The sequence below is a fragment of the Arthrobacter sp. DMZ02-1R genome, assembly GCF_057747935.1.
In genome coordinates this window covers 2,885,581-2,910,947 of record NZ_CM173230.1, presented here as the reverse complement: position 1 = coordinate 2,910,947, position 25,367 = coordinate 2,885,581, and the positions used below count along the sequence as shown (strand labels likewise).

The window sequence follows — 25,367 nt, the reverse complement described above, 5'->3', positions numbered from 1 at the left end:
CGTCTGCTAGGCGAAATTGCAGGGATTGAAGACGATCCGAGAGAAGCGGGGGCTGTGGACACGAATGTGTCCTCTCGAGACAAGGAGGCACGGGTGTGAACGTTTCATCAGCGACAGGGGATGAGGCGGTGGATTGGGCTGCGGAGAGGGAGCAACTGCGCATCCTGGTCGCGAAGCAGGAGTTGCACGAGAACATGGTCCGGTACTGCCGGGGCATGGACCGCAAAGAGCTCGATCTGATGCAGTCCACGTACTGGCCGGAGGCAACTGAGGATCACGGCATGTACGTGGGTCTGTCCCATGACTTCTGCGAGTGGACGATGAAAGTCCAGAAAGAGCTTTCTCATAAAGCCAGCCATTATGTAACGAACATGCTCATCGATTTGGACGGGAATCAGGCTAAGCGCGAAACGGCGTTTATCTATATGAGGGTCCCGACTGACGGCGGCCCCACTGACGTGCTCTGCGGACGCTATCGGGATCTGTGCGAACGGCGTGAGGGTGAGTGGAAGGTGCTCTCAAGAACGTGTGTCTGGGATTGGGCACAACGACTCGCTCCAGAGGCAGACTATGCAGAGTTGTTCGGTATTCCGCTCACCTCCAACTTCGGGAATCTTTATCCGTATGATCCGGTTTATGCAGCCGGTTGGTAGTCGCAGGTTGAAGGCGCTCTCGGTCTACCTGCGGTTGCCACGCAGCCGGCCGATGTGGTCCACGACGTACTTTGGCCGGCAGTCGCTCCTCAGACTCCGAGGAGGCACTGCGACAGGCGGTCGACGAAGTCACCACTAACGGCGGCGACGCGGTCTCCCGCCCGCACGATGTCTCCTCCGTTGATGGAGGCGTGTAGTGGACGACGCCCTGGTGAACAACGCCGGCATGGCCATGCCTCTCTGACTTCAGTCCGCAGGCGCGCCCTGGCCGAAAGGCCAAGGGATACGGATTATTTGTAATTGGCGGTCCTTTTCCGTGGCTAACTGACGTCCGCGTCTTGCGACGTCGTTGTCATCGTCGATGTGAGGCTCCAGTGCCACGGCTGCGCGCTGGAAGGTGCTCGTGAACGAAATCACCTCTTGAAAACTTGCAACATGTGCGTATAGGGTTCATATTACGAGAGCTTGACGGGCCAATTTTGTTCCCAGCTCATAGGTCGATCACACGAAAAAGGAGATTCACGATGGCGTGGATTAAGTTCGAGGACTACAAAGACAAGTACGAACACATCAAGCTGGAACGTGACGCGGACGGTATCCTGCTCGTTACATTGCACACCGACGGCAGCGACGTCGTCTGGGGAGTAGGCGTGCACGATAACGTCTCCTCGGTGTGGGACGACATCTCGCGCGACCGGGAGAATCGCGTGGTCATTGTGACAGGGGCGGGCGACACCTTCATCGATAAAGAGGCCCCCATTGAGAATAAGAACTGGGTCACTCCAGAGATTTGGCTTGGTCTCCATCACGATGCCAAACGTCTCGTGCTCGGCCACCTCGACATCGAGATTCCGATGATTGCCGCCGTTAATGGGCCCGCGAGGTATCACAATGAACAGGCGCTGCTTTGTGACATCGTCATCGCTTCCGAGGACGCCGTATTCGCCGACCACGCACACTTCTCCCAGGGGAACATTCCCGGTGACGGGATGCAGGTTATTTGGCCGCTCGTCATCGGATTGAATCGCGGCCGGTACTTCCACCTCACCGGCCAGGAGATTACTGCACAGCAGGCCTACGAATGGGGTGCCGTGAATGAAGTCGTGCCCAAGGACGAGGTACTGGACCGGGCATATGAACTCGCGCGGATGCTTGCCGCGAAGCCTACGCTGACACTCCGCTCGACGCGGATGTTGATGGTAAACGAGCTCAAGAAGACCATGAATGACGCGGTCAGCCACGGAATGATGACCGAAGGTCTGGTCGCCATAGGCGAAGGCTGGAATTCGACTCCGCTCACCGGACCGGAGCTCACTGCAGGCGTCCGAACGACAGTCTGAGATGAACGGAAGCGTCGACACGGTTCGAAAGCTTGTCGGCGCTTCCGCTCGTTGGCCATCGCCGGCTAGTCCGGTCTGGACAAGAGGCGCTAGTCACCACACCGTCTGTGCTCTGCATGCCCTTCTGGTTGACGGCTTTCACTCGAGACCTTGGCGCACGCTTAGGGATATGAAAGGGGCGCTGAGGACCTCACCTCTCAATGGGGGAGATCGTTTCAGCTTCACCGTGCCCGCGTCCTTCAAACCGGGCGGAAAAATTTCACGATACGAGTGCAAAGGCGCAATCAATGTTGTACTTGGTCGATATTCAAGTCAATAAGTCGGAGATGCTGGACCCCGAACAGTGGGAGGCACTAGCTCAAGCAGAGAGTGACTACGGCATCGAGGCGCGGCGGAACGGCAAGCAGCTTCACATCTGGCGCAAAGCGGGGGCATACGCCGCGGTGGCAGTGTGGGATGCCAAGGACAACGAGGAGCTCCATGAGCTCCTCAGCGGCCTCCCATTATTCCACTTCCTGGACATTACGGTTAGTCCGCTCGTAGAGCACCCGTCGACGATTCGATGGGCTAAAATCCAGGCGGGAGAAGAATAGACGATGGAGAATCAACGAGTACAGGTGAAACCCATCCCGATCAAGGCTTGGAAGCTCGCGTGACAGGGTCAGCAAGCGGCCCGCTTGTGGCGCTGTATTCGCCGTTTGAGGTCAAATCCCTCCGTCTTCGCAACAGATTCGCCCTCGCGCCCATGACGCGCGAAATGTCGCCCGATGGCGTGCCGACGAGCGAGAATAAAGAGCACTACCGTATGCGTGCAGCAGGCGGGGTTGCCTTGTTGATTACCGAAGGCACATACATCGGCGGCGAGGCCTCGGGCCACAAGACAACCGTGCCCCACTTCAGTGAGCGCGCCGCGGATGGCTGGCGCCAGGTCGTTTCAACCGCGCACTCAGAAGGCGCTGCCATCATCCCGCAGCTGTGGCACGTCGGCGCCCTTCGTGGCGTGGCATCGCCCCTGAACCCCGGGATTCCGCCGCAGTCGCCGTCCGGAATCGACCTCGACGGTAAGCCGCTCGGCAACCCGATGACGACGGTTGAGATTGATGAGGTCATCGCGAGCTTCGCCGAGGCTGCTGCCCTCGCCCAGCGGATCGGGTTCGACGGAGTCGAGCTCCATGGCGCCCACGGCTACCTCCTCGACGAATTCATCTGGGAACGGACTAACAGGCGCGTCGGGGGATATGGCGACCGCATGGCGATGCCTATCGAAGTCGTGAAGGCGGTGCGCTCCGCTGTGGGAGAGGACTTCGCCATCGTATTCCGCTTCTCACAGTGGAAGGCAAACCGCTACAACGAGCAGATCGCTTCGACCCCCGCAGAGCTTGAGAGGATCCTCGTGCCCCTCGCTGACGCCGGCGTCGATGTCTTCCACTCCTCCACCCGCCGGCACTGGTTACCGGGGTTTCGGCGCGAAGACCCGACGCTTAGCCTCGCGGGCTGGGCTAAGCGCCTCACCGGTAGAGCAGTTATCACCGTTGGATCCGTAGGTGTCAACACGGAATTCCGAGGCGCAGGTTCCGCAGCGGAGGCGACCATGATGATTCGTGAGTCACTCGAGGAACGCCTTTGGTACCTTGCCGAGCAGTTCGAGTCGAATGAGTACGACGTCGTCGCCCTCGGCCGCGCCCTGATCGCCGATCCCAGGTGGGTCGAGAAAATGAGAACCGGAGGCCTCGCCCGGATTCTTCCGTTCGACCGGGATAATCACTCTCTCAGCGGCTCCTGAGATTCGCTGTTGATTCGCGGGCGCTGTACTACGTGCCGCCATGCCGTCCATTTGGTTCGCGAAGGGCGCGCAGCCCATTTCCGTGCGGGCAGAGCCGCGTAGCCCGATGCCTGAGGTAGTTGACCTTCCATGCGCGGCTGTTGCTCGTCGTCGTTCTTCTCGCGCGAGTTCAGTCTGGTCAGACCATCCCGCTCCAGGCGGCGTGAGAGGCGTCGACAGTCCCTCCCGCTGAAACCTCGCCGACGTCCCGATCTGGTCCCTCCGCCGAAGCCGATGGAGGGACCAGCCCGTGGCTGTGCCGAAGACGGTACGTGTGAAGGCCGTTCAGGAATAGCCGAAGCGCCGAGCGCGCCGGGCCCACTCTGGCGCATCAACCGCCTCCATGATCGGACTGTAAGCGCCCCCGGTTGATTCGCCCTCCAGCAGTTCTCCGCGCTCAAGACGGGATAGATTATCGCGAAAACCTGCAACCGCACCGTTCACGGTGTTGATGACCAGCAGCATTTTTACCCCGGCAGCTTCGAGTTCCTGACGCTCATCGAGGGTCGGATTCTTCACTGTCACCATCACATACTGGCCCGGGACGCTAGCCGCGAGCCTGGGTAGGTCGAGAAGCGGGTAGCCGCACGGATAGAGCATGTCTGCGCCGGCCTCGGAGTACGCAGCCATGCGTTCGGCGAGTTCTTCGAAGCCAAAGCGAGCGGCTTCCGAACGAGCGACGATCACGGTGTCCGGGGATGTTTTAGCTTCCGTGCAGGCCCGGATGATGTCGCACATCTCCTCGAGGCTGCGGAGCTTCAATTGCGGCTTCCAGCGTTCCGCATCATCTTTCCGAGTCCAGAAGTGCTTCGTCGCCGGCACCATGTCCTCGACGAGAAGGGAGGCGACACCGGCCTGCTCGGCCAGTTGGACACCCCGGTACGCCTGGAGCGGTGATCCTCCGGCATCGTCGAAGTCGAGGATGAGCGGAAGATCCGTCGCCGCGGTGATCCGTCGACCGGCCTCGATCAGCTCTCCTTGGGAGATGAAGCCGTTATCCGGAACGCCATAGTGGAAGTTCGAGTATGTTCCGCCGGCTATCAGGACGACGTCGAAACCGGCCTGCTCAACCAACTTCGCCGAGAGTGCGTCATATGCTCCCGGAGCGATGATCATGCCGGGCTCTGCAAGCAGTTTTCGAAGTCGTTGCGCGGGTCTCATGGGCGTTTCCCTTCAATTGCATGGGAGGTACGGCTACGACCGGGGTTGACCGGGTAAAGACGCGCAGCCATAATGAGTATCGTATCATGGTAGCTACACTCCTAATATGAAAATTTTGGCTGGCGCCGGGACACTAGCCCAATCGCTCGCTTCCTCATTAGAACGATGCAAGAAGGATGAACCTATGCAACAACCCGGATCCGGAATGGAAGCAAGCAGCAACGGGGACGAGCCACGCGTTCAGGTAACTAGTTCCAGAGGTGTTCGTGTCATCACGATTGCACGTCCACAAAAACGCAATGCTATCGACCGACCAACCGCCCTCGCGCTGGCGGCCGCCTTTGATGCGTTCGATGCGGATGAGTCTTCGAATGTTGCGGTACTCACCGGGGCTGGTGGGTACTTCTCGGCAGGAGCCGATCTCGTATCGGTCGCCAGGGGAGATATCCCCGTACTGGAAGGACGCGGCTTTGCCGGCATCACCCGCCAAGCCCCGGCGAAACCGGTTATCGCCGCCGTCGAAGGTTATGCCTATGCGGGCGGGTTCGAACTTGCCCTCGCCTGCGACTTGATCGTGGCAAGCGCGACTGCATCGTTCGCATTGCCCGAGGCAAGGCGGGGACTCGTCGCCGCGGGCGGGGGGTTGCTCCGCTTGCCGGACCGCATTCCCTATCACATCGCAATGGAATTGGCGTTGCTTGGGGAACCAATCACGGCGGCACGGCTTGCTGATTTGGGTCTAGTCAATAGGCTGACGGACCCGGGCGATGCCCTCGAGGTCGCGCTCGAACTCGCGCGAAAAATTCAGCTAAGTGGACCAGTCGCAACGCGGACCGCTAAACGCATCATCTCCGAATCTCGGTATGCAGCAACAGAATCTCGCTTTGCTGAACAGGAGAAGATCGTCGCCCCGTTGCGGAGCGGGCCGGAAGCGCGTGAGGGTGCCCTCTCCTTCGTGGAGCGGCGCGACCCCGCCTGGGCGGCTGCTGCAGGCAACACAGCGGTTGAGGCTGGACAGCTGAAATAGAGAAGTCAGGCAAGACAAATCTTAGAGCCTGCTGAGAGGTCCTGGCCGACAACGCGCGGTTCTTGAAGTCGGGGAACCAGGCGCAGCAATGTTTGGCTTGCGAAGCCTGGCCACTCCTACTTTGTTGACGCGCTTTCTTGGCCAATTGGCGCCCATTGCCATCTCCGTCCGGTGCCATCCCCTCTTAACGTTGTTCGTGAACAAAGGTCGGCAAAGACGCCGTAGCAACGACATAACAAGGACATCGGGGTGAGCTCTCCCCAGTGTCCGACTCATGGCGGTAGCACTCGGCAGGCTCGAACGCATCGCAGCGGACGACGACCCCCATCTGCACACAGATAAAGTGAAAGGCAAACGATGCATCCCCCACATCACCAGAAATTGCACTTTGGACCTGCGCGTTCAGAACTCCACGTCGGCATCGACGTCGACCGAATGCGGCGTGAGCGTGCCGACCGAATGCGTGCACTCATGCGTGCGAAAGGTATCCCGGCGCTCCTGCTCACCGGGGCGGACAACGTCCGCTATCTGACGGGATTTTGGTGGGGTGAGTTCTCGATCCAGGTCGGCTACGCATTGTTCTTCGCAGAGGACGAACCTGTCGTATTCTCCCCAGCAGGGTCCCTCCAGCAGATGCCAGACCAGGCTCCATGGATCTCGCAGTGGCGCCCAGCCATCTCCTGGCTTGGCGGCGTGGCGCCCAGTTCGGCTATCGCCGAACTTTCGGCCGCGTTCGCGGCCCAGATTCGCGATGAACTCGCGGCGCATTCGCTCACCGGCGAGCCATTGGCCGTCAGCGAGATCGACCAGCCCGGCCTGACTGCGCTGGCGGAGGCGGGAATCGAAACAATTCCCGGGCTCCCATTGTTACTCGAATGTTCAACGATCAAGACGGCTGATGAAATAGCGTGCATCTCGATGGCGGCGAGCTTAAGCACCGTGGGATTCGAGGCCACCCGTGCGGCATTGCGGCCAGGGGTCAAGCAGGCCCAGATTGCAACTATGGCTCGTCGCGCCATCGAGGATGCCGGCGCCGAGGTCGGATCTTCGCGGCTGCTCTCCGGGCCCCTGTCGTTCCCGCGGGGGATCAGCGGGGGAGATCGTATCGTTGAGCACGGTGACCTCGCCTACCTGCTCACCTGTGGTACTTCCTACATGGGGTACACGGCCTGCCTTTACCGTCAGTATGTCGTCGGCCGCGCTCCGACTGCAACTGAGCGATCGTCATACGCGAAACTGGTGGACCGCCTAGATCTAGCGATGTCTCTGATGAAACCGGGTGCCAGCACTGCTGACGTGGCTGCAGTACTTGCACCCGCGGAAGACCTGGGCGTTGGGTCTGAGCTTGAATGTTTCAGCATCGAACTGGGGCACGGGATTGGCTTGGTGAACGCAGGTTCGCGAGCCATCCACTACAATCCACCCGTTATCACCCGCTCGTGGTCGCTTCAGCATCCTGAGGAGATTCGGGAGGGCATGGTGATTGCCATTGAGGGTATCGAAGGGGAACACCGCGTCGGAGGTGTCCGCCTTGAGAACCTCGTCGTCATCACCGCAGACGGCGCAGAACTGCTCGATCATTACCCGCGCGATGAGATGGTCCAGACCGCTGGATGAAGATCTACCCCCTCTGGCACGACCTCATATCGACGGAAATTGCGCGAAGTACTCAGCATTGGGCGTCAGCTGGCGAAGACCCTGGGCGGGCGTGGCGAGCCATCGACGGGCGCTGCGGGTCTGGCCCACGAGTGTGCTGTCGGTTCCGAATGGTCTGTGCGGGCGGGGAATCGGTCGGTGGTCGAATGCCTGCCGGCGCAGCTGACCCTGATGCGATTCCCCTGCCAGACGCTTCCGAATTCGCGCCGCAGCGCAGCCAGAGAGATTGCGTAAGTGGCCATCTACTGCTACAGGCTTATAACCCATGAGACGGAACGGCCTGCCACGTCGATTTCCTTATCACCGCTGTTCCGGCCGGTTTCACCGTGCGAGGAGACGGCGCTGGACCGGAGACGAAAGTGATCGAGAGCTTGCCTGCCGCTACGTGCGGGAATTACAGGCAGGCTACTTCCTCTACCAGCACGGCCGGCCTGAAGCACCTGGACTAATGAACCGTTCGCTTGACGGGCACTCAGAGGCGCGATGGTTGACGCCATGGAAGAAGGGACCCAGCTCAGTGGTCTCCTTCGGCGTCCACGCGGCGGGCTTCCATTAGAACATCGAGGCACTGCTGGAAGTGTTCGGGGTTCTCGAAGCGATGAAGGGGGGCAGTGATCGAGAGTGCTGTACGAGGCCACTTCGATCCTTCGAAGAGCGGAACGGCTATACCGCAAACACCCAAGGCGTACTCCTGGCGATCCAGGGCGTAGCCGCGCGATCTCGTCAACTCGAGATCCTCTACAAGTTCAGGTAGTGCGGCGATTGTGTGTTCGGTTCGTCGCGCGAGTTTGCCCTTAATGGATCGGACCTGCTGGAGTCTCGATTCTGGACCGAATGCGAGGAGGGCTTTCCCTGAGGAACGCGCATGGGTGTCGCCGGACACGCCGACTCGAAGGTCGGCCACTCTTACAGCGTGGCTACCTTCCTCTACGGCTACGACTGTCACGCGGTCGTTTTGCCAGGTGGATAAGTAGGCGCTCTCGCCGGTGACCTCGACGGCCATTCTTAGAAGACGCAACGCTAGTGGTGACGGGCGCCAGTCTTCTTCCACTCGCGAACTTAGATCGAGTATTTTTCCCGACCCGAGTTTGTATGTGCGCTCATCCCGTTCCAGGTAACCGAGGTGCACCAGTGTGCTGAGCAGGTGTGAGGCCGTTGCGAGGTGCAGATTGACTTGTCGCGCTATAGATTGTGCACGCATCGGCTCCCTGGAGGACGCGACCACGTCGACGATAGCAAGTGCACGAACAACCGATTGAACTAAATCCTTGGGAGCTTCGTCCTCGTCTGGGGGTGCTTCCACTTTCTCGTCTATACTTGCCATGCGCAAATCATACGCACATCGTGAAACATTTTGCCACCTGCGGCGAGAATCGCGGTCCACGAGTAGCCACCTAGCGTAAATTCCCCGTTTCCGGGCCGGAATGGTTGCTTGCCCGAACGCAGGGCGCGTCCTCGGCGACGGTGGACCCTCTGCTCGGCCGCCGATGCGTGAACCGCAACACTCACGCCTAATTGGTCACGGTGACGCCAAGCCTGCCTACTGATACTTCTCCGTCCATCGCTTCAGTGATCTTCTGTCGCATTGCGAATTTTCCGCCATTGGTTGACAGGGGCAGTATCTGCCGTAATTATTACATTATGAATGTTACTATCTCATCAAGAGAGTTTTATGGAGACCGTTCCGACTCCAAGGGGGATCCTGGCAACGATGCCTCGGTATCGCTGCTGGCCGGTCTTTCCGGGGGGTCGACGCCCTTAGGGAGTGCGGGGCAGGTTGGCATTCTTGTGCCCGACCTCGAAAAGGCGATCGACCTTTATGGCCGCTTGCTCCGGATCGAGGAGTGGCAGTGCTACTCCTACGACCAGGAGTTCATGCCCTGGTCTCGCTTTGGGCAGGAAGCAGGTTCTTTCCAAATGGATATCGCCATGGGTGGATCCAACCCCCAGATCGAGCTCATCCAACCGCTGGCCGGCCCGAGTATTTACCATGACTTCACCGCGCAGGGCCGCATGGGCCTCCACCATCTCGGCGTGTTTGTCGACAACCTGGATGCCGCGATCTCCCTGATGACAGGGGCCGGGTACCAGGTCACGCAGACGGCACGGGGCTATGGTTTGGGCGGCGACGGCGGCTTCGCCTACTTCGACACTGACAGCGATCTGGGCGTGGTGATCGAGGCGATCGAGATTCCTGCCACCCGCCGGCCCGGGACCGTCCGACGGACGAGAGGAATGTGATGTTGGACAGTAAGGTCGATCGTAGCCAAGTGCGCATCGATAACCCACTGAAGGCAGAGAGCGTGGTCGTGGTCGGCCCCTCCCGGGATCCGTGGAAGACCTCGGGCCGGACACTTGATTACCTCGCGCGCCTCGGCTTCGGCGGGCGCTATTACGCGGTCAGCGGCGTGCATGAGGAGGTGGTTGGTGTCCCGACGGTTCCATCGCTCTCCGACCTCCCCGAGGTGCCCGACATCGCCGTCCTCGTCGGGCCCGCGGACAGGGTCATCGAAGACCTTCGCGAGTGCGTGGCGCTCGGGGTCCCTTTCGCGGTCGCGTTTGCCAGTGGGTTCGGTGAAACCGGGCGTCATGACCGTGACGAGATGATCCGCGCAGTATTGGCGAATGGTGCCACTCGACTTATCGGCCCCAACTGCATCGGCTTCATGCATGTGGGTCGGTCGCTGACCGCGACTTTCTCCTCGGTTCTGCAACGTAGCCTGATCCCTGCCGGCCACGTAGCGATGTTCAGTCAGAGCGGTGGCCTTGGAAATGCGCTCATGCAGTCCCTCGCGGAGCGCGGCACGAGCGGGCTGAGTGCTTGGGCCAGCTCCGGGAACGAAATATCGACGGGCTTTACCGACTGGGCCAGGTGGCTGGGGGCTGATCCGGACACTCGCGTCCTCACCTGCATCGTCGAGAGCTTCGGCCCGAACGATGACCTCGAGGCAGCAGCGGCCGCCGCCGGGAAACGCGGCGTCCCAGTGCTCGTCCTGAAACTGGGACGGTCCGCTCGCGGGGCAATGAGCGCCCAGTCTCATACAGGCAAATTGGCAGGCAGCGGAAGAGTGGCGCTGAGCGTCCTCCGTCACCGATTTGGAACGGTATGCACCTCGCCCGAGCAACTCCTCGATCTCACCGAAACCTTCGATGTCTTCCATGGACGATTTTCCCGCCCTGACCAGGAGCTGACCGTCGTGACCACCTCCGGCGCTCAGGTCGGACTTTGGAACGACCTGGCTGATGACCGCGGCCTGAGCTTCCGCGAGCTCGAACCGGAAGCGCTCCGCTCAATCGGCGACGCGGTCGGCAGCGACCACCTCGGCAACCCCATCGACGTCGGAGTCCAGTCAACGACCGCCGACTACCTTCGCATAGTTGACCGAGTCATTCGTACGACGTCGGACGGGTGGGTCATCGTGACGGCGACCCGGCTCGCGCACGACTTCGACGAACTGGCCTCCGGCATCGCTGCAATCGCCATCCCGGAAGGAGTCCGCGTCATCGTCGTCCCGCTCTCTGAGGACGACCGTGTTACTGCGCGCCAGGCCGGGATCCTGCGCGAGGCCGGAGTACTGTCGCTGCCCACTGCAGGTCGAGCCCTGGATGCGATCGCGGCCACCTCTTCGTGGGCGAGAGTCCAACACGTTCGCGCAGCCCGTGGCGTCCTCGTGGGGACGGCATTGAAGTCGGCGGGCGCGGGGAACACCCGCCACCTAAGTTGGCGCGAGGCTTCCGAGTCGCTGGCAGAGGCTGGCGTCCCGGTGCCTGTGAGCCGCGCAGTTCGCGATATCGACGCGGTGGTCTGCGCCGCCGAGGAAATTGGCTTTCCGGTCGCGATCAAAATTGATGACGCCGAGATCCTCCACAAAGCAGACGCCGGTGGAGTCTTCATAGGTGTCGAAAGCGCCGAAACCGCACGCGACGCCGCAACCCAGCTCATATCCATCCAAGAGGCGACGGCGACGATCTCCGTCCAAGCGATGGCGTCCGGGAAGACCGAGGTCCTCGTGGGGCTCCGGCGTGATCCTGAATTTGGCCCGGTCCTCGTCGTCGGTGCCGGGGGCGGGATGACCGAAGCGATTGATGACATCCGTATCCTTCCGCTCCCGGTGTCCCGTCAGGAAGTCTGCGATGCCATCTCCGCAGTGCGTGTCATTCTTGCAGGCCTTCGAAAGGAAACCAGCCCGAAGGTATTGGACGCGATTACTGACGCGGTGATGAGGATTCTCGCCTGGGCAGAGCAGCGCGGGGACATCCACGAATTTGAGTTCAATCCGATCCTTGCGGATCCGGCAACAGCCACAGTTACCGTTGTCGACGCTGTCGTATCGATCTACGCCAAACCAGAAGGAGTAACAAAATGAGCATCACCACCGCGGTACCGTCGAAGCAGATCACCGACGAAGATGTCGCCTACATGAAGGGATTCGTTGGTGCCTCGGCCGTTGTCGTGCAATGGAACGAGGAAGCAAGCACCGATACGATTAGACACTACGCGTGGGGGATCGGCGACGAGAACCCGCTGTGGCTATCCGATTCATACGCGCAGACGACGCGTTTCGGTGGCAGGATTGCGCCCCCCACATTCCTGTACTCCGTGTGCGACGCCGAAATTGCGATGGGGATGTCCGAGGGCATCCAAGCTCTGCACCTCGGTGCCGACCTCGAGTTCTACCGCCCGATCCGGCTCGGTGAGAGGGTCCGTGCCCGTGCCTTCGTCGAAGACGTCCGTGAGCGCGAGGGTCGCCGGTCAGGGCGTTTGGTGGAGCAGGTCGGCCGCACCGATTACTTCGTCGGCGAAGAGCTTGTGGGGACTGTACGCAACACGATCGTCTGTGTCGCTCGAAGCTCCGAGGGGCAGCGGATGCACGAACCGCGCGAGCCTCACGTTTACACGGACGAGGAGAAGGAGCAGATCCGTGCCGCGATCCTCGCGGAAGAGATCCGCGGCCAGCGTACGCGCTTTGCGGAGACAGTGTCCGTCGGTGACATCCTCCCGCAGGTCGTGAAGGGACCGCTGGACCTCATCACCATGACTGCGTATTACGCGGGAGCGATCGGTACTGCCGGCTACCGCGGCGTCGAGACCCGTGTGCGTCAGCAGGAGCGCGTGCGCAACGGTGACCCGAGCGCGCCGAGCAACTTGGGTGCCGAGCACTTCCTCTCCGAGCCATTTCCAAGCCTGGGGCACCAGGACGCTGCAATGGCCCACGCAATCGGCATGCCGGGTGCTTATGACAACGGGAACCAGCGAGTGTCGTGGATGGCGCACTGCGTAACCAACTGGATGGGGGACGATGCTGACCTCGTCTCGCTGTCCGTTCGTATTAAGCAGCCAGGTGTCTTCGGCGACGTCCAGTGGATCGGAGGAGAAGTCACTCGGGTGTTCCGCGATGACACGCACGGAGCATGCGCTGAGGTCACGGTAAAAGCCGTTAATCAGTTGGGTGTGGAGACCACGAGTGCTGTGGCGATCGTTTCGCTTGTGGAGACCCGGGTTAGCTGACCGATGACACGCAAGCTGGAAGCGCCGACGCCCTCGCTGATTGTAGGCGTTTCCAGCTGTGTCGGCATCCAATTCGGTGCTGTGTGCGAGTTGTCCTGGGGCGAAGAGCATGCGTAGGCCTTAGCCGTCAAGGCACGCGAGCAGATCATGCTGCCGCGGCAGCGTGATCGGATTCCCCGGTCCTCGTGACTACTCCTGGGAATCACCAAACATAGGGACCAAACAGATATCCGTATCTGAAGGAGCTAACAATGACGTCTCAGGATTATCATCCATCCGCGGTGGAAGTGGGCTCACCCCCGCCGTTCGATCCCGAACTGGCCGCCGCGCTCACGGTTATCAACCAAGCTTTCCCCCCGGATGCCTACCGAGCGGAGATCATTGCCGAAGTCCGGGCGCGCGAGGTGCCGGGTGCGGAGCAACTCACTGATGAGGCTCTCTCCCGTGGCGGTGCCTTCCATGTTGAGGGGCGAAACGTTCCGACGCCGGAAGGCACCCCTAACATCCCACTGCTGATATGCCGGCCGTCTGGAGTGGTCGCTCCAACTGGGGCGATTTACTGGGTGCACGGCGGCGGCATGATGCTGGGCGACAACCGGACGGGTATCCTTGCGATGCTTGACTATGCCCAAGAGTTACAGCTCGCAGTTGTTTCGGTCGGGTACCGGCTAGCGCCCGAGACACCGCACCCGGGCCCTGTAGAAGATTGCTATGCCGGACTGGTGTGGACCTCGGAGCACGCGGAGGAGCTTAACGTCGACCCTGGGCGGATAATCATCGCTGGCGGCAGCGCGGGGGGAGGGCTGGCTGCCGGTGCTGCGCTCATGTCACGTGATCGTGGTGGACCAAAGCTGTTCGGGCAGTTCCTGAGGTGTCCCATGCTTGATGATCGGAACGACAGTCCGTCTGCTCGCCAGATGGCCGGGGTGGGGGTCTGGGACCGGAGTTCCAACGAAACCGGCTGGACAGCTCTGCTTGGGGAAGCACGCGGCGCTGACGACGTGTCACCCTACGCCGCGCCAGCCCGCGCGGCTGATTTTTCCGGTCTTCCGCCGACCTTCATCGACGTGGGCTCTGCGGAGACTTTTCGCGACGAAGACGTGGCCTACGCGAACGCGATTTGGCGAGCGGGTGGGATCGCGGAACTCCATGTGTGGCCGGGTGGCTTCCACGGTTTCGATCAGTTGGCTCCCGACGCCGCTGTGTCAAAATCAGCACGTGCGGCACAGGCGGACTGGTTTCGGAGGCTTTTGCAAGGGTGATTGGCTTGCGGCAGGTTTGCACTGTTGTCACGCAGTGCGCGGAAGCTGAGCTTGTCGTTAGCCTTCGCTGACTGGATGCTGCGGGTACGGCTGCTGGCGCTGGGTTCGTCGCGGACACTACAGCGCCTCAGTGGTCAACGAGACCGGGATGAACCGGGATTTCATTCGAACGGCATTACTGCTATTCGCGCATTATGAGTATCGTATTCTATTAGTGAAAGTTTCTAGGGTGCACCGTTTCTTCAAGGACGGGCTGCGCAAAGGTGCGTGCTCTTGTCGGCAAACGGTGTCCGTAGTAATCAATGAGACTTAGGTCAAGGAGCAAGATCGTGCAACAAAACCCAGCTGACACCCCCATTGACCAGATGGAGGAATACTCCATCGTCGTTATCGGCGCAGGAATGGGCGGTATTTATGCCCTTCACCGCTTCGCAGACCTAGGGCACGATGTTCATGGCTTCGAGGGCGCCGCCGGCGTCGGTGGCGTTTGGTATCACAACGGCTATCCGGGCGCTCGTGTTGACGTCGAGAGCGACAGCTACTCGTTCTTGTTCGACCAGGATCTGTATGCCGGTTGGGACTGGAGCGAGCGTTACGCGGCACAGCCGGAGATCCTGCGTTACCTCAACTATGTCGCTGACCGCCTCGATGTGCGCCGGAACCTCTCTCTCAGCACGTGGGTGACGTCCGCGGAGTGGCACCCGCAGGAGAACAGGTACCTCATCACGACCAGCACCGGCCGGACGATTTGGGCCCGGCACCTTGTCATGGCAACGGGTAATCTCTCCAAGCCCCGGAAGCCGGACTTCGCGGGCCTGGATGACTTCCAGGGCGAGTGGCACCAGACCGGGCACTGGCCGCAGGCCCCGGTCGAGATGGCCGGCAAGCGCGTCGCCGTCATCGGAACGGGATCATCGGGTGTGCAGGCCGCGACGGAGATCGCGAAGACGGCCGGGCACCTTTTTGTCATGCAGCGCACACCGAACTACTCCATTCCCGCGCACAATGGTCCTGCCGATCAGGCCAAGAAGGTCCGGCTCTCCCAAAAGGTGCTGCAGTTCCGTGGCGAGGCGTATTCCACGGCAGGCGGCCACGTATTGCCACCCCCTGCCGGCAAGGGAACGGACTTCTCGCCCGAAGAGCAGCGGCAGATCCTCGAGACTCGATGGGCGTTCGGTGGACAGTGCCTCCTCAGCACCTTTACCGACCAGGGGACCAATATTGAGGTCAACAACGTAGTCGCCGACTTCGTCCGGGGCAAGATCCGCACCATGATCGACGATCCCGGGACCGCGGAAAAGCTGATGCCGACGGCGTACCCCATCGGAGTCCGCCGCCTGTGCATCGACACCGGGTACTACCCGATCTTCAATCAAAGCAATGTGACGCTCGTCGATCTCAGGAGTGATCCGATTGAACGCATCACAAAGACCGGCATCAAGACCCGCGATCATGAGTATGAGGTGGATCTTATCGTGTTTGCGCTCGGTTTCGAGGCGTTCACGGGGGCGATCGACCAGGCCAACGTCCTGAACGAGCATGGCCAGCAGCCGAGCGACCGCTGGAAATACAAGCCGCAAACCCACCTGGGCATTATGACGAACGGGTTCCCGAACCTGTTCCTGCTGACCAGTGTTCAGAGCCCGAGCGTGCTCGCGAACTTCTTCACCCTGAATAACTACCACGTCGACTTCGTCGCGGACATCATCGCCCACGCTGAAAGCAAAGGTGCGGACCGCATCGAGCCCAGCATCGAAGGAGAGAAGGAGTGGGGCGACCACTGCAATGCGGTCGCGGAGCCGCTCCTGCGCCGGGCCGTCGACAACTACATGGTCCACGTAAACAGATACGACGGTTCACGCTATTTCATTCCTTATGCCGGTGGTTTTGACAGGTACGTCAAACAAGTTAGTGAAATTGTTTCCGACGACTACCGCGGCTTTGTCTTCACCAAAGGCATGGCTCCCGAACCACATCTTCCGGCCGACGCTACGGACCGGACTTCACGCCTGACAACGGAGTCACGTTCGGCGCTGGCATGAGCCGTCGCGTCCACTAACATTCCCGCCTCATTCGGGGCGAGATCCGGCCCAGGCGGTGACACAAAAGTGCCAGGACAATGTCCGCTCATATCTACGTCCTTTCCCACCCAATGCAGAAAGCATAAGCAAATGTCACTTACAGATGCACAATTGACTGAGTTGTACGACAAGCAAGCCCTCCACGACAACCTGATGTTGTATGTCAGGGGGGCTGACCGGCACGACCGCGAACTCATGCGGTCGACCTACTGGCCGGATTCTTTCGATGACCACGGCGCCTACGTAGGTGACGGCCCAGGCTGGGCTGATGCTGCTATGGCCTGGGAAGATCAGATCTACAGCTGTAACCACCACGTCTCCAACGTCCTGTCCGAGATTGACGGTCACCGGGCCAAGCGCGAGAGTATGTTCATTTGCGTTGTCCCGTTCAAAGAGCCCGAAGTCACCATGTTCCAGGCCGGTCGCTACCGCGACCTGTGTGAGAAGCGGGACGGAGTGTGGAAGATCCTTCACCGTACCTGCGTCTGGGACTGGATCGACGTCAGACCGATCAACTCGGACTGGGATATCGTCAACGTCCCCCGTGTCTCCCACTGGGGAGCTTGGCGTACGGAAGACCCCATCTATCAGGACTGGATTGAGAGTCTGCCCACCGAATACCGCAGGTAGTCTTGGTCGGGCCTTTCGCAGACGAGCGTTTTGGACTGTTCACCCTCCGCGTGTCAGATGGCGGGTGCGGGTGTACGTTTGCATGAAGTAGGTCGGGGTCTCTTTGGATAGGTAGGGGCCAAACCACCTCACAAGTGACCCGGAAGACGTTCAATGTTTCGCCTTGTGAGGATAGGTGTCGGTGCGAGCGTGCCAACGGGATGCTCGTTATCGAGGAATCCATGAACGGCCCCGGGTGTAGTGGAGGGTGTTGATTCCTTGAAGGGATGAGCAACATGCCAGCACCAAAGAAGTAGCCGGATGAGCTTGGCCAGACGGGCCGTCCGTTTCGTTATGGACGTGCAGAGGAATCCCAAGGATCGCCGGGGCGCCTGCACCCGGATCGGTGTTCAGCTGGACATCCCGGCAGATACTGTCAGTGGCTGGGTCCGCACCGTGGAGATCGATCAAGGCGTGCGCGCGGGCACCACAGCCGATGACGCGGGCCGTCCGGCCGAGCTTTGAACGTGAAGTTGTTGAGGCCGGACATGATGCCCTCGTCGCAGACGCCCGCGGCCCCCGAAGTCATCGCCACTGAAGTACTCGCTGCAGGTGCCCGCGCAGTGGACCTGAAAGCCGCAGTACATGACAGGCAAGTGATTTATCGATCCCGTACTCGAACCAGCCCGAACTTGCTGACCTCCTGGCCAAGGTCGCCGACTTCGGTTGTTTCCACACCTCGAACTACTACCGCGGCATTAGCGGCCCTGTAAGGGCAATCGATAACGGTCAGGTCGAGAGCCTCGCGAGCGCGGAGCAGCTAGGGCGACCGGTCGTGAAGGCGTAGAACGCAGCGCTCGCCGTGACTCAGCAGACGAAGAGGCGTCCCGCAGGAGCAACGGTGCCATGTTCGAAATCATTTGCCGGCTCGCAAGTACTGCGACCAGACCGGGACGTGGTTCAAGGCCCGGCGCTATCAAAGGGGCAAGTAATGGCGCTCAGTGGGAACACGGACCATTCCTTCCTGTGCCACAGAAGCTATATGCTGACCGGCTTGGTCGAAGATGTTGCCGGTGGCTAGGCCGCGGGCTCCCTGGGCGCTAGGGGATTCCTGGACGTAAAGCAGCCACTCGTCGACCCGGGCCGGGCGGTGCCACCACATCGCGTGGTCCAGGCTGGCCACGCTCATTCCCGGCGTGATCCAACTGAGCCGGTGGCGGCGCAGGACGGATTCGAGCAGCGTAGTCGCTGGCATAGGCCAAGGCAGCCCGGTGGAGGTTCGAATCGTCCGGCATGGGCCCGAAGGTTCTCATCCAGACGGCGTTCCTCGCCTCCTTTTCCCCTGTGGCAGAAAAGTACAGGGGCGGGTCCACATGACGGATGTCGAAAGGCCGGTCTGTCCAATGGCGTGCAAGGGGGTCCTCGAACTTGCCGAGCAGTTCGGCCGTGCTGGGTAGGGACTCGGGATCAGGGATATCATCGGGCATCGTGGACTCGTGGTCGAGACCCTTCGTCCAGGACCTGGAACGAGGCGATCATCGAGAGGATGGGCACGCCCTCCTGGTAAGCGTGGACCCGCCGAGCCGAAAAGGAACGGCCGTCCCGCAGCCGCTGGACGCCGAACGTGACGGGCTTGAGGGCATCCCCAGGCCGCAGGAAATATCCATGCATTGAATGCACAAGGCGTTCAGCACCCACCGTCCTCATGGCCGCGACAAGTGACTGGGCCACTACCTGGCCACCGAACACCCGCCGACGGGGTCGATGCTGTGACCGTCCGAGGAAAGTATCCTCACCGGCCGGGGCGCCGTCTAACTCAGCCAGGTCAAGGAGTTGGACAAAGGTAGACGTGGGGTCACCGGTAGGTGGCGTCAGAACTATTGTTTCAGCTTCGGTCATGGCTCCAATACCCCTTACTTCGCATTAGCTGTAGATGGCACGGTTCAACCTGACGAGGTAATCGGTGGTGACAGTTGCGTAGTTGGCGAAGCGTTCTGTTACGGCGGCAATCGCGATGTCCCGGCGCTGCGGGAGCCGGCCCTTATCGGCGGCAGCAAGGGCGTTGGGGATTTCATGGCGGGTGAGGTCGGTGCAATAGCTGGGCGCTCCGGGTTGCTGGCGCCAGGAGTCCGCGAGGGATCCGGCGTCAACCGCGTCAAACCCGGTCTCCTCGACGAGGGCCATGGCTACCTGCTTGTCGTGATCGCGGTCCGCGGCCACGGGGATTGCGATGCGATCGGGATCGCGTGCTTCTTTGCCGTTGGCCCCGAAGGATCCGGCAGTAATGGCGTTCCAGGCTTTGGCAACCGGGCGCCCGAGCTGCTCGGTGATCCAGACGCTTTCGACCTGCCCGTCATCGAGCGCGTGGATCCGTCCATCACGCAGGGGGTAGTAGTTCGACGTATCAACGATTACTGCATTGGCTGGGAGATTGGCCAGGAGACGTCCGATCTCGGGCATCCGGCTGAGCGGTATGGAGGTGATGAGGACATCGACATCGGTTACGACGTCGGGTGCCTTCACTGCCCGGGCACCTGCGGCCAGAATGTCGGAACCGATGGTTTTGGGGCCTCGGGAATTCGCGACCTGCACGTCATGGCCGGCTCCGCTTACCTTGCGGGCCAGTGTCGCGCCGATTGATCCTGCTCCGAGAATGCCGATCTTCATGTCAGTCCCTTTCGTCGATCCTTCATGGGGGGGAGAATTTGTTCTCTCCGAGAAACGGTTCAACTTTTCCTTCAAGCCGCGCCATCACGAGCTGGCCATGGTTCTGGCACCGGGACGTTGGCGGGGTAGTGACCGGTTGCGTCGAGCACGTTGTCCAGCCAGGTGACCCGATTGGTAAAGCGCTTCGCCTTATGCGGAACGGTCCACCGGTAGGAGTCGTGTTCCCAGTTGATTTTCAGTCGCCGCCGGGATACTAGCGCGGTGAACGTGTGAACAAGCCACGGGGTTCCCGAGCCGTCGGCGACCACCAGGTCCGGTCCTTGCCGAAGGTCCAAGAGATCTTTGGCCTGCAGCCCGGTTTCCTCAAATAACTCTTCAAGAGTCTGCTGTTCGGGCGTAGCCCCGGCTTCCACAAATCCGGTGATGCAGTGCCAAAGGCCGCTGTCGTGGCCAATGCGACGGCTCCTTCTAAACAGGGCTATCCTTCCCCGCCATTGGACGACCGCAGCGATGACGACGTGGTCCGGAGGGATGTTACCTGCAACGTCGGAGGGAAACCTTGTAGCAGGGGCTGCATGGGTCGTGCTCGTTTTGTTGTCCTTACGACGCACTCTCAAGGCTGGGCACTTTCCTTTCTGGTGAAACGCCGCCTTTCGAGAGACGAGAGGGGGCGTCCAGCCGGTCGAGGGCGCAAGGCTGGCCCTTCGGAGAGGTGGGTCCCGACCGATGAATGAGCGGTCAGGGCGGTACCACTTTCGCGAGTGCGCCCCGCACTTTCATAGGTGAGAACGGCGGGGCGTACTCGCGAACGCGGCGGAGGGACCCTACTTACTCGGCCAGGCGTCTACTCGGCCAGGCGTCCGCCGTCGACAACTAGCTCGCTGCCGGTCATGTAGGAAGCCTCATCGGATGCGAGGAACAGCACCGCGTACGAAACCTCCCGCGGATCGGCGAACCGGCGGATCGGTAGCGTCTGAGCGATCGCGTCGAGCGTCTCGGCATCGTTCAGGTTCTTCGCCATCGGGGTGAGAATCGCCCCTGGATGTACTGAGTTCACGCGGACATTTTGCGGACCGTACTCAATCGCGGTGGCCTTGGTCATGCCTCGAACGGCGGCCTTGGCGCCCGTGTACGCCACGTTGGGCGTCCCCGACAGGTGAGCCATGGCTGCTGCCGATGAGATGTTGACGATGGAGCCGCCACCCGCCTCGATCATGCCAGGCAGCACGGCGCGCATGCCCAGGAACACACCGGTCTGATCAACTTCCACAACCTTGCTGAACGTCGCTGGGTCGAGATCAGCAGTGAACGCATTGGGACCCGAGAGCCCCGCATTGTTAACCAGCACCGTGACCGGGCCGAACTTGTCGACAGTTGCAGCCACGACAGCTGCCCACGAGTCGGCGTCCGACACGTTGTGGGTCACAAAGAACGCGTTCTCGCCGAGCTCGTCGGCGAGTGCCTTTCCGTCCTTCTCGTTAAGGTCGGTGATGACGACCTTCGCGCCTTCCTCGACGAACAGGCGTGCGTGCTCGGCGCCCATGCCGACTGCTGCCCCTGTGATGATTGATACCTTGTTGTCCAGACGCCCCATGGCGATCTCCTTCATTTGTTGCGCCAGCGATGCGGCGCGGGATTATTGGTTTTGGTTCTTCGACTTCGCTTGATTGCCGGTGAGTGTCGGTGAAATTCCTCGAAAAGGGATGTGCCGTTGTCGCTGACCCGATTCCAACCTGCTCGAACCGGGCTGCGTGGTCTTGGCGCGCAGGCAATCGTCAAACGCGGAAGGTGTCCTGGACGACGCAACGTCCTTCCTTCTCTTCGACAGACATCGGGATCACCTGGAGACGTCTGCTGCGTCGGCTGGGAGCACCGAGTCGAGCTCGGGCGCCAGATAAACCATCTGGTCGCGGAACGACTCACTCGCGTTGCGGAACGGTCGTAGTTCGCCGTCCTTCGTGAGTTCATCCGCGCCCTTGGCCCAGGCCTCGGGTGTGGGCACATCGACCCTCATTCGCGGCATACCGGCGATGGCCACGCGACCTGCCGCAACTCCGGCAATCTCAAATGTGTCACCGTGCACCGTCGTGTCCTGGTGAGCCAGCCACGTCACGAAGGCCGACACGGCGCTGGACGGGACCGTCTTGCGCATGGCGTCCTGGATGACGGGGTTCGGGAACGCATTCTCCGTCATCGGTGTCCAAGCCACCGGCATTAGCGTGGTGACCTGTACCCCGACCTCTCGCGCCTCGGCCGCGAGGGTGATCCCGAGTCCCCAGATCGCGGCCTTCGCAGCGTTGTAGGCTGAGTCGGTCTGTACCCCCATGACCCCGTTTGACGAGATGTTGATGAGGCGGCCGCTCCCCGAGGCGATGAGGTGCGGCATCGCTGCACGGGAGACCCCGACGACGCCCTTGACGGCCACATCGAAAATGCGCCACCACGTGTCAGGCTCCATCTCCCAGAAACGACCGAAGGCGTTGATTCCGGCGTTGTTCACCACGATGTCGAGCTGCCCAAAGGAGTCCAGCGCGGTCTGGACGATGTCAGACGCGCCGGTGACGACGTTATTGCTGTCAACCACTGCGGTTCCGCCGGCATCGGTGATCTCGGCTACGGCCTCTTCCGCGTTTCCCACATTGACGTCGTTGACGACAACACGAGCGCCGCGGGAAGCGAGCATCTTCGCGTGCTCGCGGCCCATTCCCTGCCCCGCACCCGTGACGATCGCCACGCGGCCCTTGAAATCAAGATTGTTCATCAGTAGCTCTCTCCGACGTGGACGTTATTGTCATAGTTACGGCGTGAATCCTGGGGGAGGAACCTGTCCTCGGTCTCGCGCACGTAGTCGGTTAGGGGACGGCCGAACATCGCGCCCCAACCGATGCTGTCGGGGCCCTCATTCAACTGGTCGATGTACTCGCCGATGGCTGTGGCCTCGCCCGATTCCTTTACCTGCATGAGCAGGCGCCAAACCTCTTTGACGCCCGGAAGCACGAAGGCCACGGGCTGAATCGCCTGACCGATCGCGGTCATCTCGGCGACAGTCTTGCGCCCGATCAGCGGAACCCCGACGGCGTAGGCCGGCCCGGGTGTCTCCTTCAGCGCGAGCTCGGCCTGCTCCCAGGTATGGAATCCCTCGTAGAAGATGACGTCAGCGCCGGTCTCGGCTTTGTAGAGCTGGGCGCGGCGGATTGCCTCCTCGACGCCTCCACCGGCGGCACCGTAGCCGTCGGTACGGGCGACGATAACGAAATCTTCGTCCAACTTGTCGCGAGCATCGACGGCGGCGTTCAGTCGTCCGATCGCTTCAGAGTCCGAAACTAATTCGATGCCGGCAACACCGCCCGACTTCTTGGGCTCCCGCTGATCCTCAATGTGGATTCCGGCGACGCCTGCGTCGATGAACTCGGACACGGTGCGCTGCACGTTGATCGGCGCACCGAAGCCAGTGTCGGCGTCGCAGTAGATGGGAATGTCGGCGGCGCGGGCAGTGCGCTTTGCGTGTTCGACAACCTCGGTCAGAGTTAGCCACCCGGTGTCGGAGACGCCCTGCCACCAGGCAGACATGCCACCGGAGAGTTGGAATGCGTCGAAGCCGGCGTGCTGCGCCATCTGTGCGTGGATCGGCAATGCTCCGAACGGCACCAGCGCCGTCTGGGGACTCTCGAAAACTGCGCGCAGTGCCTTGCCAGGTGAGGTCAGACTCATGATGCGACCTCAGGCGTATTGAATCCGACCGTTACGACGATGTAGATGCAGTCCTCGTCGTAAGGGTTCTTCCAGGCGTGCGGGACGCCCGCCATGACGAGCAAATCACCAGGCTCGAGAGTACGTTTCTTGCCACCGGGGAGCACGAGGTCAACCTTGCCCGAGATCACCACCTCGTAGTCGATGGTGTTACTAGCGTGCATTCCGGCGTCGCCGTCGTCCTCGGTGGCGGTCATGCTCTCGTCAAGGGTCGCCGCGTCTACCTCGCCTGACGAATGCGCGGGGAAGCTGCTCACGCCGAAGGTGGATCCGTCGGGTCCTGCCAGGGCGACGCGGCTCGGCGGGGTTCCGAAGTTCGTCTTGCTGTGGCCGCCTTCTACAGCCCAGTAGAACGCACCCGCGGACACGCCAGGGAAGTCAAACTCAGCGGCGGGGCCTACTTCGAGGAAGTCGGCATCGCCGGATTCGGTCGGCCCGGCGACGACGAGCCGAAATTTCTTGGGATCAGGAAAACTCATCCGTGTTCACTCCTTCGTGAAGATATTGATATCCGTGACAGGTCGCGGTCAGGCGCGCAGGCCCGCCTCCCGCATCAGCGGGAAGATCTGCTCGTTCATTCGGTCAAGACCCTCCTCGTAGTCGACAAGTCCGGCACAGGCCCCTGTGATGCCTGATTCCTGCAACTTCTGCAGGCCGTCGACGATCATTTCGGGTGTGCCCACGAGCGGAACCAGGCCGGCGCGGAAGAACGTCTTGATGGTCTCGTCCTGCTTCGGGTCTTCGGACTTCTTGTAGTGATCCCAGCTCCAGCCGCGGGAGTCGCCGTTCTGGATGATGTGCTTGTACTTGAGCGCGCTCTCGTAGTCGCCCTTTTCCTCCACGTACTCGAGGTACTGGCGCGCCTCCTTCTCGGTGTCCTTGCAGATGATGTGCACGCCGGACCACAGGCCTAGGTCCTCGCGGCCTGCTGCGTTCGCGTTCTCGCGGAGCTTCGGCGTCACCTGGAAGCTGTGATCGACACTGCCGATCGCGGCGAACAGGATATTGGCGTGCTTGAACGCAAATTGCTGGCCAGCGGGGCTGGAACCTGCACTCATCACCATCGGGCCGGGCGTTTGAACCGGCTTCGGAAACGACTGCGCGCCCTGGAGCTTGAAGAAATCTCCGTCGAAGTCGAACTCGATCTCGTCGTTCGACCAGAGACGCTCAACGATTGTCATCCACTCGGCGGCGAGCTCGTAGCGCACGTCGTGCTCGGGCACAGGCACGCCGAACATGGCATACTCGGGCTTGAAGTAGCCGGCGGTTGCATTCAGGCCCATACGGCCACCACTGATGTGGTCGACCGTGGCCATCATCTTCGCTGCCATGATCGGGTGGATGAACGGGATGAGACAGGTGGCGAAAATCTGGATGTTCTTCGTTGCCGCTGCCAGGCCAGCCGCCCAGGTGAAGGTTTCGAACTGGCGACCCCAAGGCCGGTCGGGACCGGCAAGGCCCATCCACCGTGCGATGGGGATGAATCCGTCGACGCCATAACGATCGGCCTTCTGCGCAAGTTGCTCGATCTCGCTCCAGTTGCCCATCTTTATGGTGTTCTCGGCGAAGTTCAGGCCGCCCTGGCCCGTCGTCACGTTCGCGCCGAAGACTGCGACCTTGAACGCGTTGTCTCCGCCGATCATCGGCGACTGGTCGCGCTGGACGGTGTGGTCGGCCACGAAGTCACGCTCAACGGTAGGGGTAACGACGGATCCGTGCGATGTGAGGGTCATGATTGTCCTTTTCTAGGAGTTGTAGATTGGCTTTGTGACGTAGCCTAGGGGAGTCCGTGATTTCTTCGGATCTTCGTGCATCCTCCGAAGAGCACCG

The 25,367-nt window shown here is 61.1% G+C and carries 22 protein-coding genes and 1 pseudogene; 13 read left to right on the top strand and 10 right to left on the bottom strand.

The features are described 5' to 3' along the window. The first annotated feature begins 95 nt into the window (after positions 1-95). The 4 genes from AC3ANQ_RS14020 to AC3ANQ_RS14005 all read left to right on the top strand — a co-directional run bounded on the left by AC3ANQ_RS14020 (position 96) and on the right by AC3ANQ_RS14005 (position 3,776). The gene (locus AC3ANQ_RS14020; RefSeq protein ID WP_488301617.1) at positions 96-653 is read left to right on the top strand and encodes a nuclear transport factor 2 family protein; all 558 of its coding nucleotides are present in this window, start codon (positions 96-98) and stop codon (positions 651-653) included. Positions 654-1,177: 524 nt separating this feature from the next. Then, complete coding sequence (locus AC3ANQ_RS14015; RefSeq protein ID WP_488301616.1) at positions 1,178-1,993, top strand: enoyl-CoA hydratase/isomerase family protein; 816 nt, start codon at positions 1,178-1,180, stop codon at positions 1,991-1,993. A gap of 287 nt (positions 1,994-2,280) precedes the next feature. Further along, the gene (locus AC3ANQ_RS14010) at positions 2,281-2,586 is read left to right on the top strand and encodes a muconolactone Delta-isomerase (RefSeq protein ID WP_488301615.1); all 306 of its coding nucleotides are present in this window, start codon (positions 2,281-2,283) and stop codon (positions 2,584-2,586) included. A 59-nt stretch (positions 2,587-2,645) separates the two neighbouring features. Then, entirely contained in the window at positions 2,646-3,776 is a 1,131-nt protein-coding gene (locus AC3ANQ_RS14005) for an oxidoreductase (protein WP_488301614.1), read from the top strand. Between the two features lie 324 nt (positions 3,777-4,100). On the opposite strand, the gene AC3ANQ_RS14000 is transcribed toward AC3ANQ_RS14005, so the two are convergent. Further along, positions 4,101-4,976 (bottom strand): isocitrate lyase/PEP mutase family protein, encoded by an 876-nt coding sequence (locus AC3ANQ_RS14000; RefSeq protein WP_488301613.1) that lies wholly within the window; start codon positions 4,974-4,976, stop codon positions 4,101-4,103. A 106-nt stretch (positions 4,977-5,082) separates the two neighbouring features. On the opposite strand from AC3ANQ_RS14000, the gene AC3ANQ_RS13995 reads away from it, so the two are divergent. Both AC3ANQ_RS13995 and AC3ANQ_RS13990 read left to right on the top strand, forming a co-directional pair. Next, a complete protein-coding gene (locus tag AC3ANQ_RS13995; protein ID WP_488301612.1) occupies positions 5,083-6,003 on the top strand; it encodes a crotonase/enoyl-CoA hydratase family protein in 921 nt (306 codons plus the stop codon). Positions 6,004-6,360: 357 nt separating this feature from the next. Then, on the top strand, positions 6,361-7,620 hold the full coding sequence (locus tag AC3ANQ_RS13990) for a M24 family metallopeptidase (protein WP_488301611.1): 1,260 nt from the start codon (positions 6,361-6,363) through the stop codon (positions 7,618-7,620). A gap of 553 nt (positions 7,621-8,173) precedes the next feature. On the opposite strand, the gene AC3ANQ_RS13985 is transcribed toward AC3ANQ_RS13990, so the two are convergent. Further along, on the bottom strand, positions 8,174-8,983 hold the full coding sequence (locus AC3ANQ_RS13985; RefSeq protein WP_488301610.1) for an IclR family transcriptional regulator: 810 nt from the start codon (positions 8,981-8,983) through the stop codon (positions 8,174-8,176). Positions 8,984-9,300: 317 nt separating this feature from the next. Between AC3ANQ_RS13985 and AC3ANQ_RS13980 the strand changes: the two genes are divergently transcribed. From AC3ANQ_RS13980 to AC3ANQ_RS13950, 7 genes are all read left to right on the top strand, one after another. Continuing rightward, entirely contained in the window at positions 9,301-9,900 is a 600-nt protein-coding gene (locus tag AC3ANQ_RS13980; protein ID WP_488301609.1) for a VOC family protein, read from the top strand. After that, positions 9,900-12,026: an acetate--CoA ligase family protein gene (locus AC3ANQ_RS13975; RefSeq protein WP_488301608.1), complete on the top strand. Its 2,127-nt coding sequence runs from the start codon at positions 9,900-9,902 to the stop codon at positions 12,024-12,026. The genes AC3ANQ_RS13980 and AC3ANQ_RS13975 overlap by 1 nt, the downstream gene beginning before the upstream one ends. Beyond that, positions 12,023-13,168, top strand: coding sequence for an FAS1-like dehydratase domain-containing protein (locus AC3ANQ_RS13970; protein WP_488301607.1), 1,146 nt, complete (start codon positions 12,023-12,025; stop codon positions 13,166-13,168). The genes AC3ANQ_RS13975 and AC3ANQ_RS13970 overlap by 4 nt, the downstream gene beginning before the upstream one ends. Before the next feature lie 251 nt (positions 13,169-13,419). Further along, positions 13,420-14,430 carry an alpha/beta hydrolase gene (locus AC3ANQ_RS13965; protein WP_488301606.1) on the top strand — a complete coding sequence of 337 codons (1,011 nt, stop codon included), beginning with the start codon at positions 13,420-13,422 and terminating at the stop codon, positions 14,428-14,430. 329 nt (positions 14,431-14,759) lie between these two features. After that, on the top strand, positions 14,760-16,472 hold the full coding sequence (locus AC3ANQ_RS13960) for a flavin-containing monooxygenase (RefSeq protein WP_488301605.1): 1,713 nt from the start codon (positions 14,760-14,762) through the stop codon (positions 16,470-16,472). Positions 16,473-16,601: 129 nt separating this feature from the next. After that, entirely contained in the window at positions 16,602-17,141 is a 540-nt protein-coding gene (locus AC3ANQ_RS13955) for a nuclear transport factor 2 family protein (RefSeq protein WP_488301604.1), read from the top strand. A gap of 300 nt (positions 17,142-17,441) precedes the next feature. Then, entirely contained in the window at positions 17,442-17,645 is a 204-nt protein-coding gene (locus AC3ANQ_RS13950) for a hypothetical protein (protein WP_488301603.1), read from the top strand. A 451-nt stretch (positions 17,646-18,096) separates the two neighbouring features. On the opposite strand, the pseudogene AC3ANQ_RS13945 reads toward AC3ANQ_RS13950, so the two are convergent. The 8 genes and pseudogenes from AC3ANQ_RS13945 to AC3ANQ_RS13910 form a co-directional block, all read right to left on the bottom strand. Next, positions 18,097-19,019, bottom strand: a pseudogene (locus tag AC3ANQ_RS13945) (acyl-CoA thioesterase). Positions 19,020-19,043: 24 nt separating this feature from the next. Next, on the bottom strand, positions 19,044-19,850 hold the full coding sequence (locus tag AC3ANQ_RS13940; protein ID WP_488305330.1) for an NADPH-dependent F420 reductase: 807 nt from the start codon (positions 19,848-19,850) through the stop codon (positions 19,044-19,046). 8 nt (positions 19,851-19,858) lie between these two features. Beyond that, positions 19,859-20,398, bottom strand: a complete 540-nt coding sequence (locus AC3ANQ_RS13935; RefSeq protein WP_488305329.1) for an NUDIX domain-containing protein — start codon at positions 20,396-20,398, stop codon at positions 19,859-19,861. 233 nt (positions 20,399-20,631) lie between these two features. Beyond that, positions 20,632-21,381, bottom strand: coding sequence for a glucose 1-dehydrogenase (locus tag AC3ANQ_RS13930; RefSeq protein ID WP_488301602.1), 750 nt, complete (start codon positions 21,379-21,381; stop codon positions 20,632-20,634). Between the two features lie 243 nt (positions 21,382-21,624). Beyond that, the gene (locus AC3ANQ_RS13925) at positions 21,625-22,548 is read right to left on the bottom strand and encodes an SDR family NAD(P)-dependent oxidoreductase (protein ID WP_488301601.1); all 924 of its coding nucleotides are present in this window, start codon (positions 22,546-22,548) and stop codon (positions 21,625-21,627) included. Then, a complete protein-coding gene (locus AC3ANQ_RS13920) occupies positions 22,548-23,498 on the bottom strand; it encodes an isocitrate lyase/PEP mutase family protein (RefSeq protein ID WP_488301600.1) in 951 nt (316 codons plus the stop codon). Before AC3ANQ_RS13920 ends, AC3ANQ_RS13925 begins: the two co-directional genes overlap by 1 nt. After that, on the bottom strand, positions 23,495-24,016 hold the full coding sequence (locus AC3ANQ_RS13915) for a cupin domain-containing protein (RefSeq protein WP_488301599.1): 522 nt from the start codon (positions 24,014-24,016) through the stop codon (positions 23,495-23,497). Before AC3ANQ_RS13915 ends, AC3ANQ_RS13920 begins: the two co-directional genes overlap by 4 nt. A 48-nt stretch (positions 24,017-24,064) precedes the next feature. Further along, a complete protein-coding gene (locus AC3ANQ_RS13910) occupies positions 24,065-25,270 on the bottom strand; it encodes an LLM class flavin-dependent oxidoreductase (RefSeq protein ID WP_488301598.1) in 1,206 nt (401 codons plus the stop codon). Positions 25,271-25,367 lie beyond the last annotated feature (97 nt).

Excerpts from the sequence above, each read along its gene's own strand:
- AC3ANQ_RS14015 (WP_488301616.1), top strand. The coding sequence starts at position 1,178 with ATGGCGTGGATTAAGTTCGAGGACTACAAAGACAAGTACGAACACATC.
- AC3ANQ_RS14010 (WP_488301615.1), top strand. The coding sequence starts at position 2,281 with ATGTTGTACTTGGTCGATATTCAAGTCAATAAGTCGGAGATGCTGGAC.
- AC3ANQ_RS14000 (WP_488301613.1), bottom strand. The coding sequence starts at position 4,976 with ATGAGACCCGCGCAACGACTTCGAAAACTGCTTGCAGAGCCCGGCATG.
- AC3ANQ_RS13995 (WP_488301612.1), top strand. The coding sequence starts at position 5,083 with ATGAAAATTTTGGCTGGCGCCGGGACACTAGCCCAATCGCTCGCTTCC.
- AC3ANQ_RS13990 (WP_488301611.1), top strand. The coding sequence starts at position 6,361 with ATGCATCCCCCACATCACCAGAAATTGCACTTTGGACCTGCGCGTTCA.
- AC3ANQ_RS13985 (WP_488301610.1), bottom strand. The coding sequence starts at position 8,983 with ATGGCAAGTATAGACGAGAAAGTGGAAGCACCCCCAGACGAGGACGAA.
- AC3ANQ_RS13980 (WP_488301609.1), top strand. The coding sequence starts at position 9,301 with ATGAATGTTACTATCTCATCAAGAGAGTTTTATGGAGACCGTTCCGAC.
- AC3ANQ_RS13975 (WP_488301608.1), top strand. The coding sequence starts at position 9,900 with ATGTTGGACAGTAAGGTCGATCGTAGCCAAGTGCGCATCGATAACCCA.
- AC3ANQ_RS13970 (WP_488301607.1), top strand. The coding sequence starts at position 12,023 with ATGAGCATCACCACCGCGGTACCGTCGAAGCAGATCACCGACGAAGAT.
- AC3ANQ_RS13965 (WP_488301606.1), top strand. The coding sequence starts at position 13,420 with ATGACGTCTCAGGATTATCATCCATCCGCGGTGGAAGTGGGCTCACCC.
- AC3ANQ_RS13955 (WP_488301604.1), top strand. The coding sequence starts at position 16,602 with ATGTCACTTACAGATGCACAATTGACTGAGTTGTACGACAAGCAAGCC.
- AC3ANQ_RS13950 (WP_488301603.1), top strand. The coding sequence starts at position 17,442 with ATGAGCTTGGCCAGACGGGCCGTCCGTTTCGTTATGGACGTGCAGAGG.
- AC3ANQ_RS13930 (WP_488301602.1), bottom strand. The coding sequence starts at position 21,381 with ATGGGGCGTCTGGACAACAAGGTATCAATCATCACAGGGGCAGCAGTC.
- AC3ANQ_RS13925 (WP_488301601.1), bottom strand. The coding sequence starts at position 22,548 with ATGAACAATCTTGATTTCAAGGGCCGCGTGGCGATCGTCACGGGTGCG.
- AC3ANQ_RS13920 (WP_488301600.1), bottom strand. The coding sequence starts at position 23,498 with ATGAGTCTGACCTCACCTGGCAAGGCACTGCGCGCAGTTTTCGAGAGT.
- AC3ANQ_RS13915 (WP_488301599.1), bottom strand. The coding sequence starts at position 24,016 with ATGAGTTTTCCTGATCCCAAGAAATTTCGGCTCGTCGTCGCCGGGCCG.
- AC3ANQ_RS13910 (WP_488301598.1), bottom strand. The coding sequence starts at position 25,270 with ATGACCCTCACATCGCACGGATCCGTCGTTACCCCTACCGTTGAGCGT.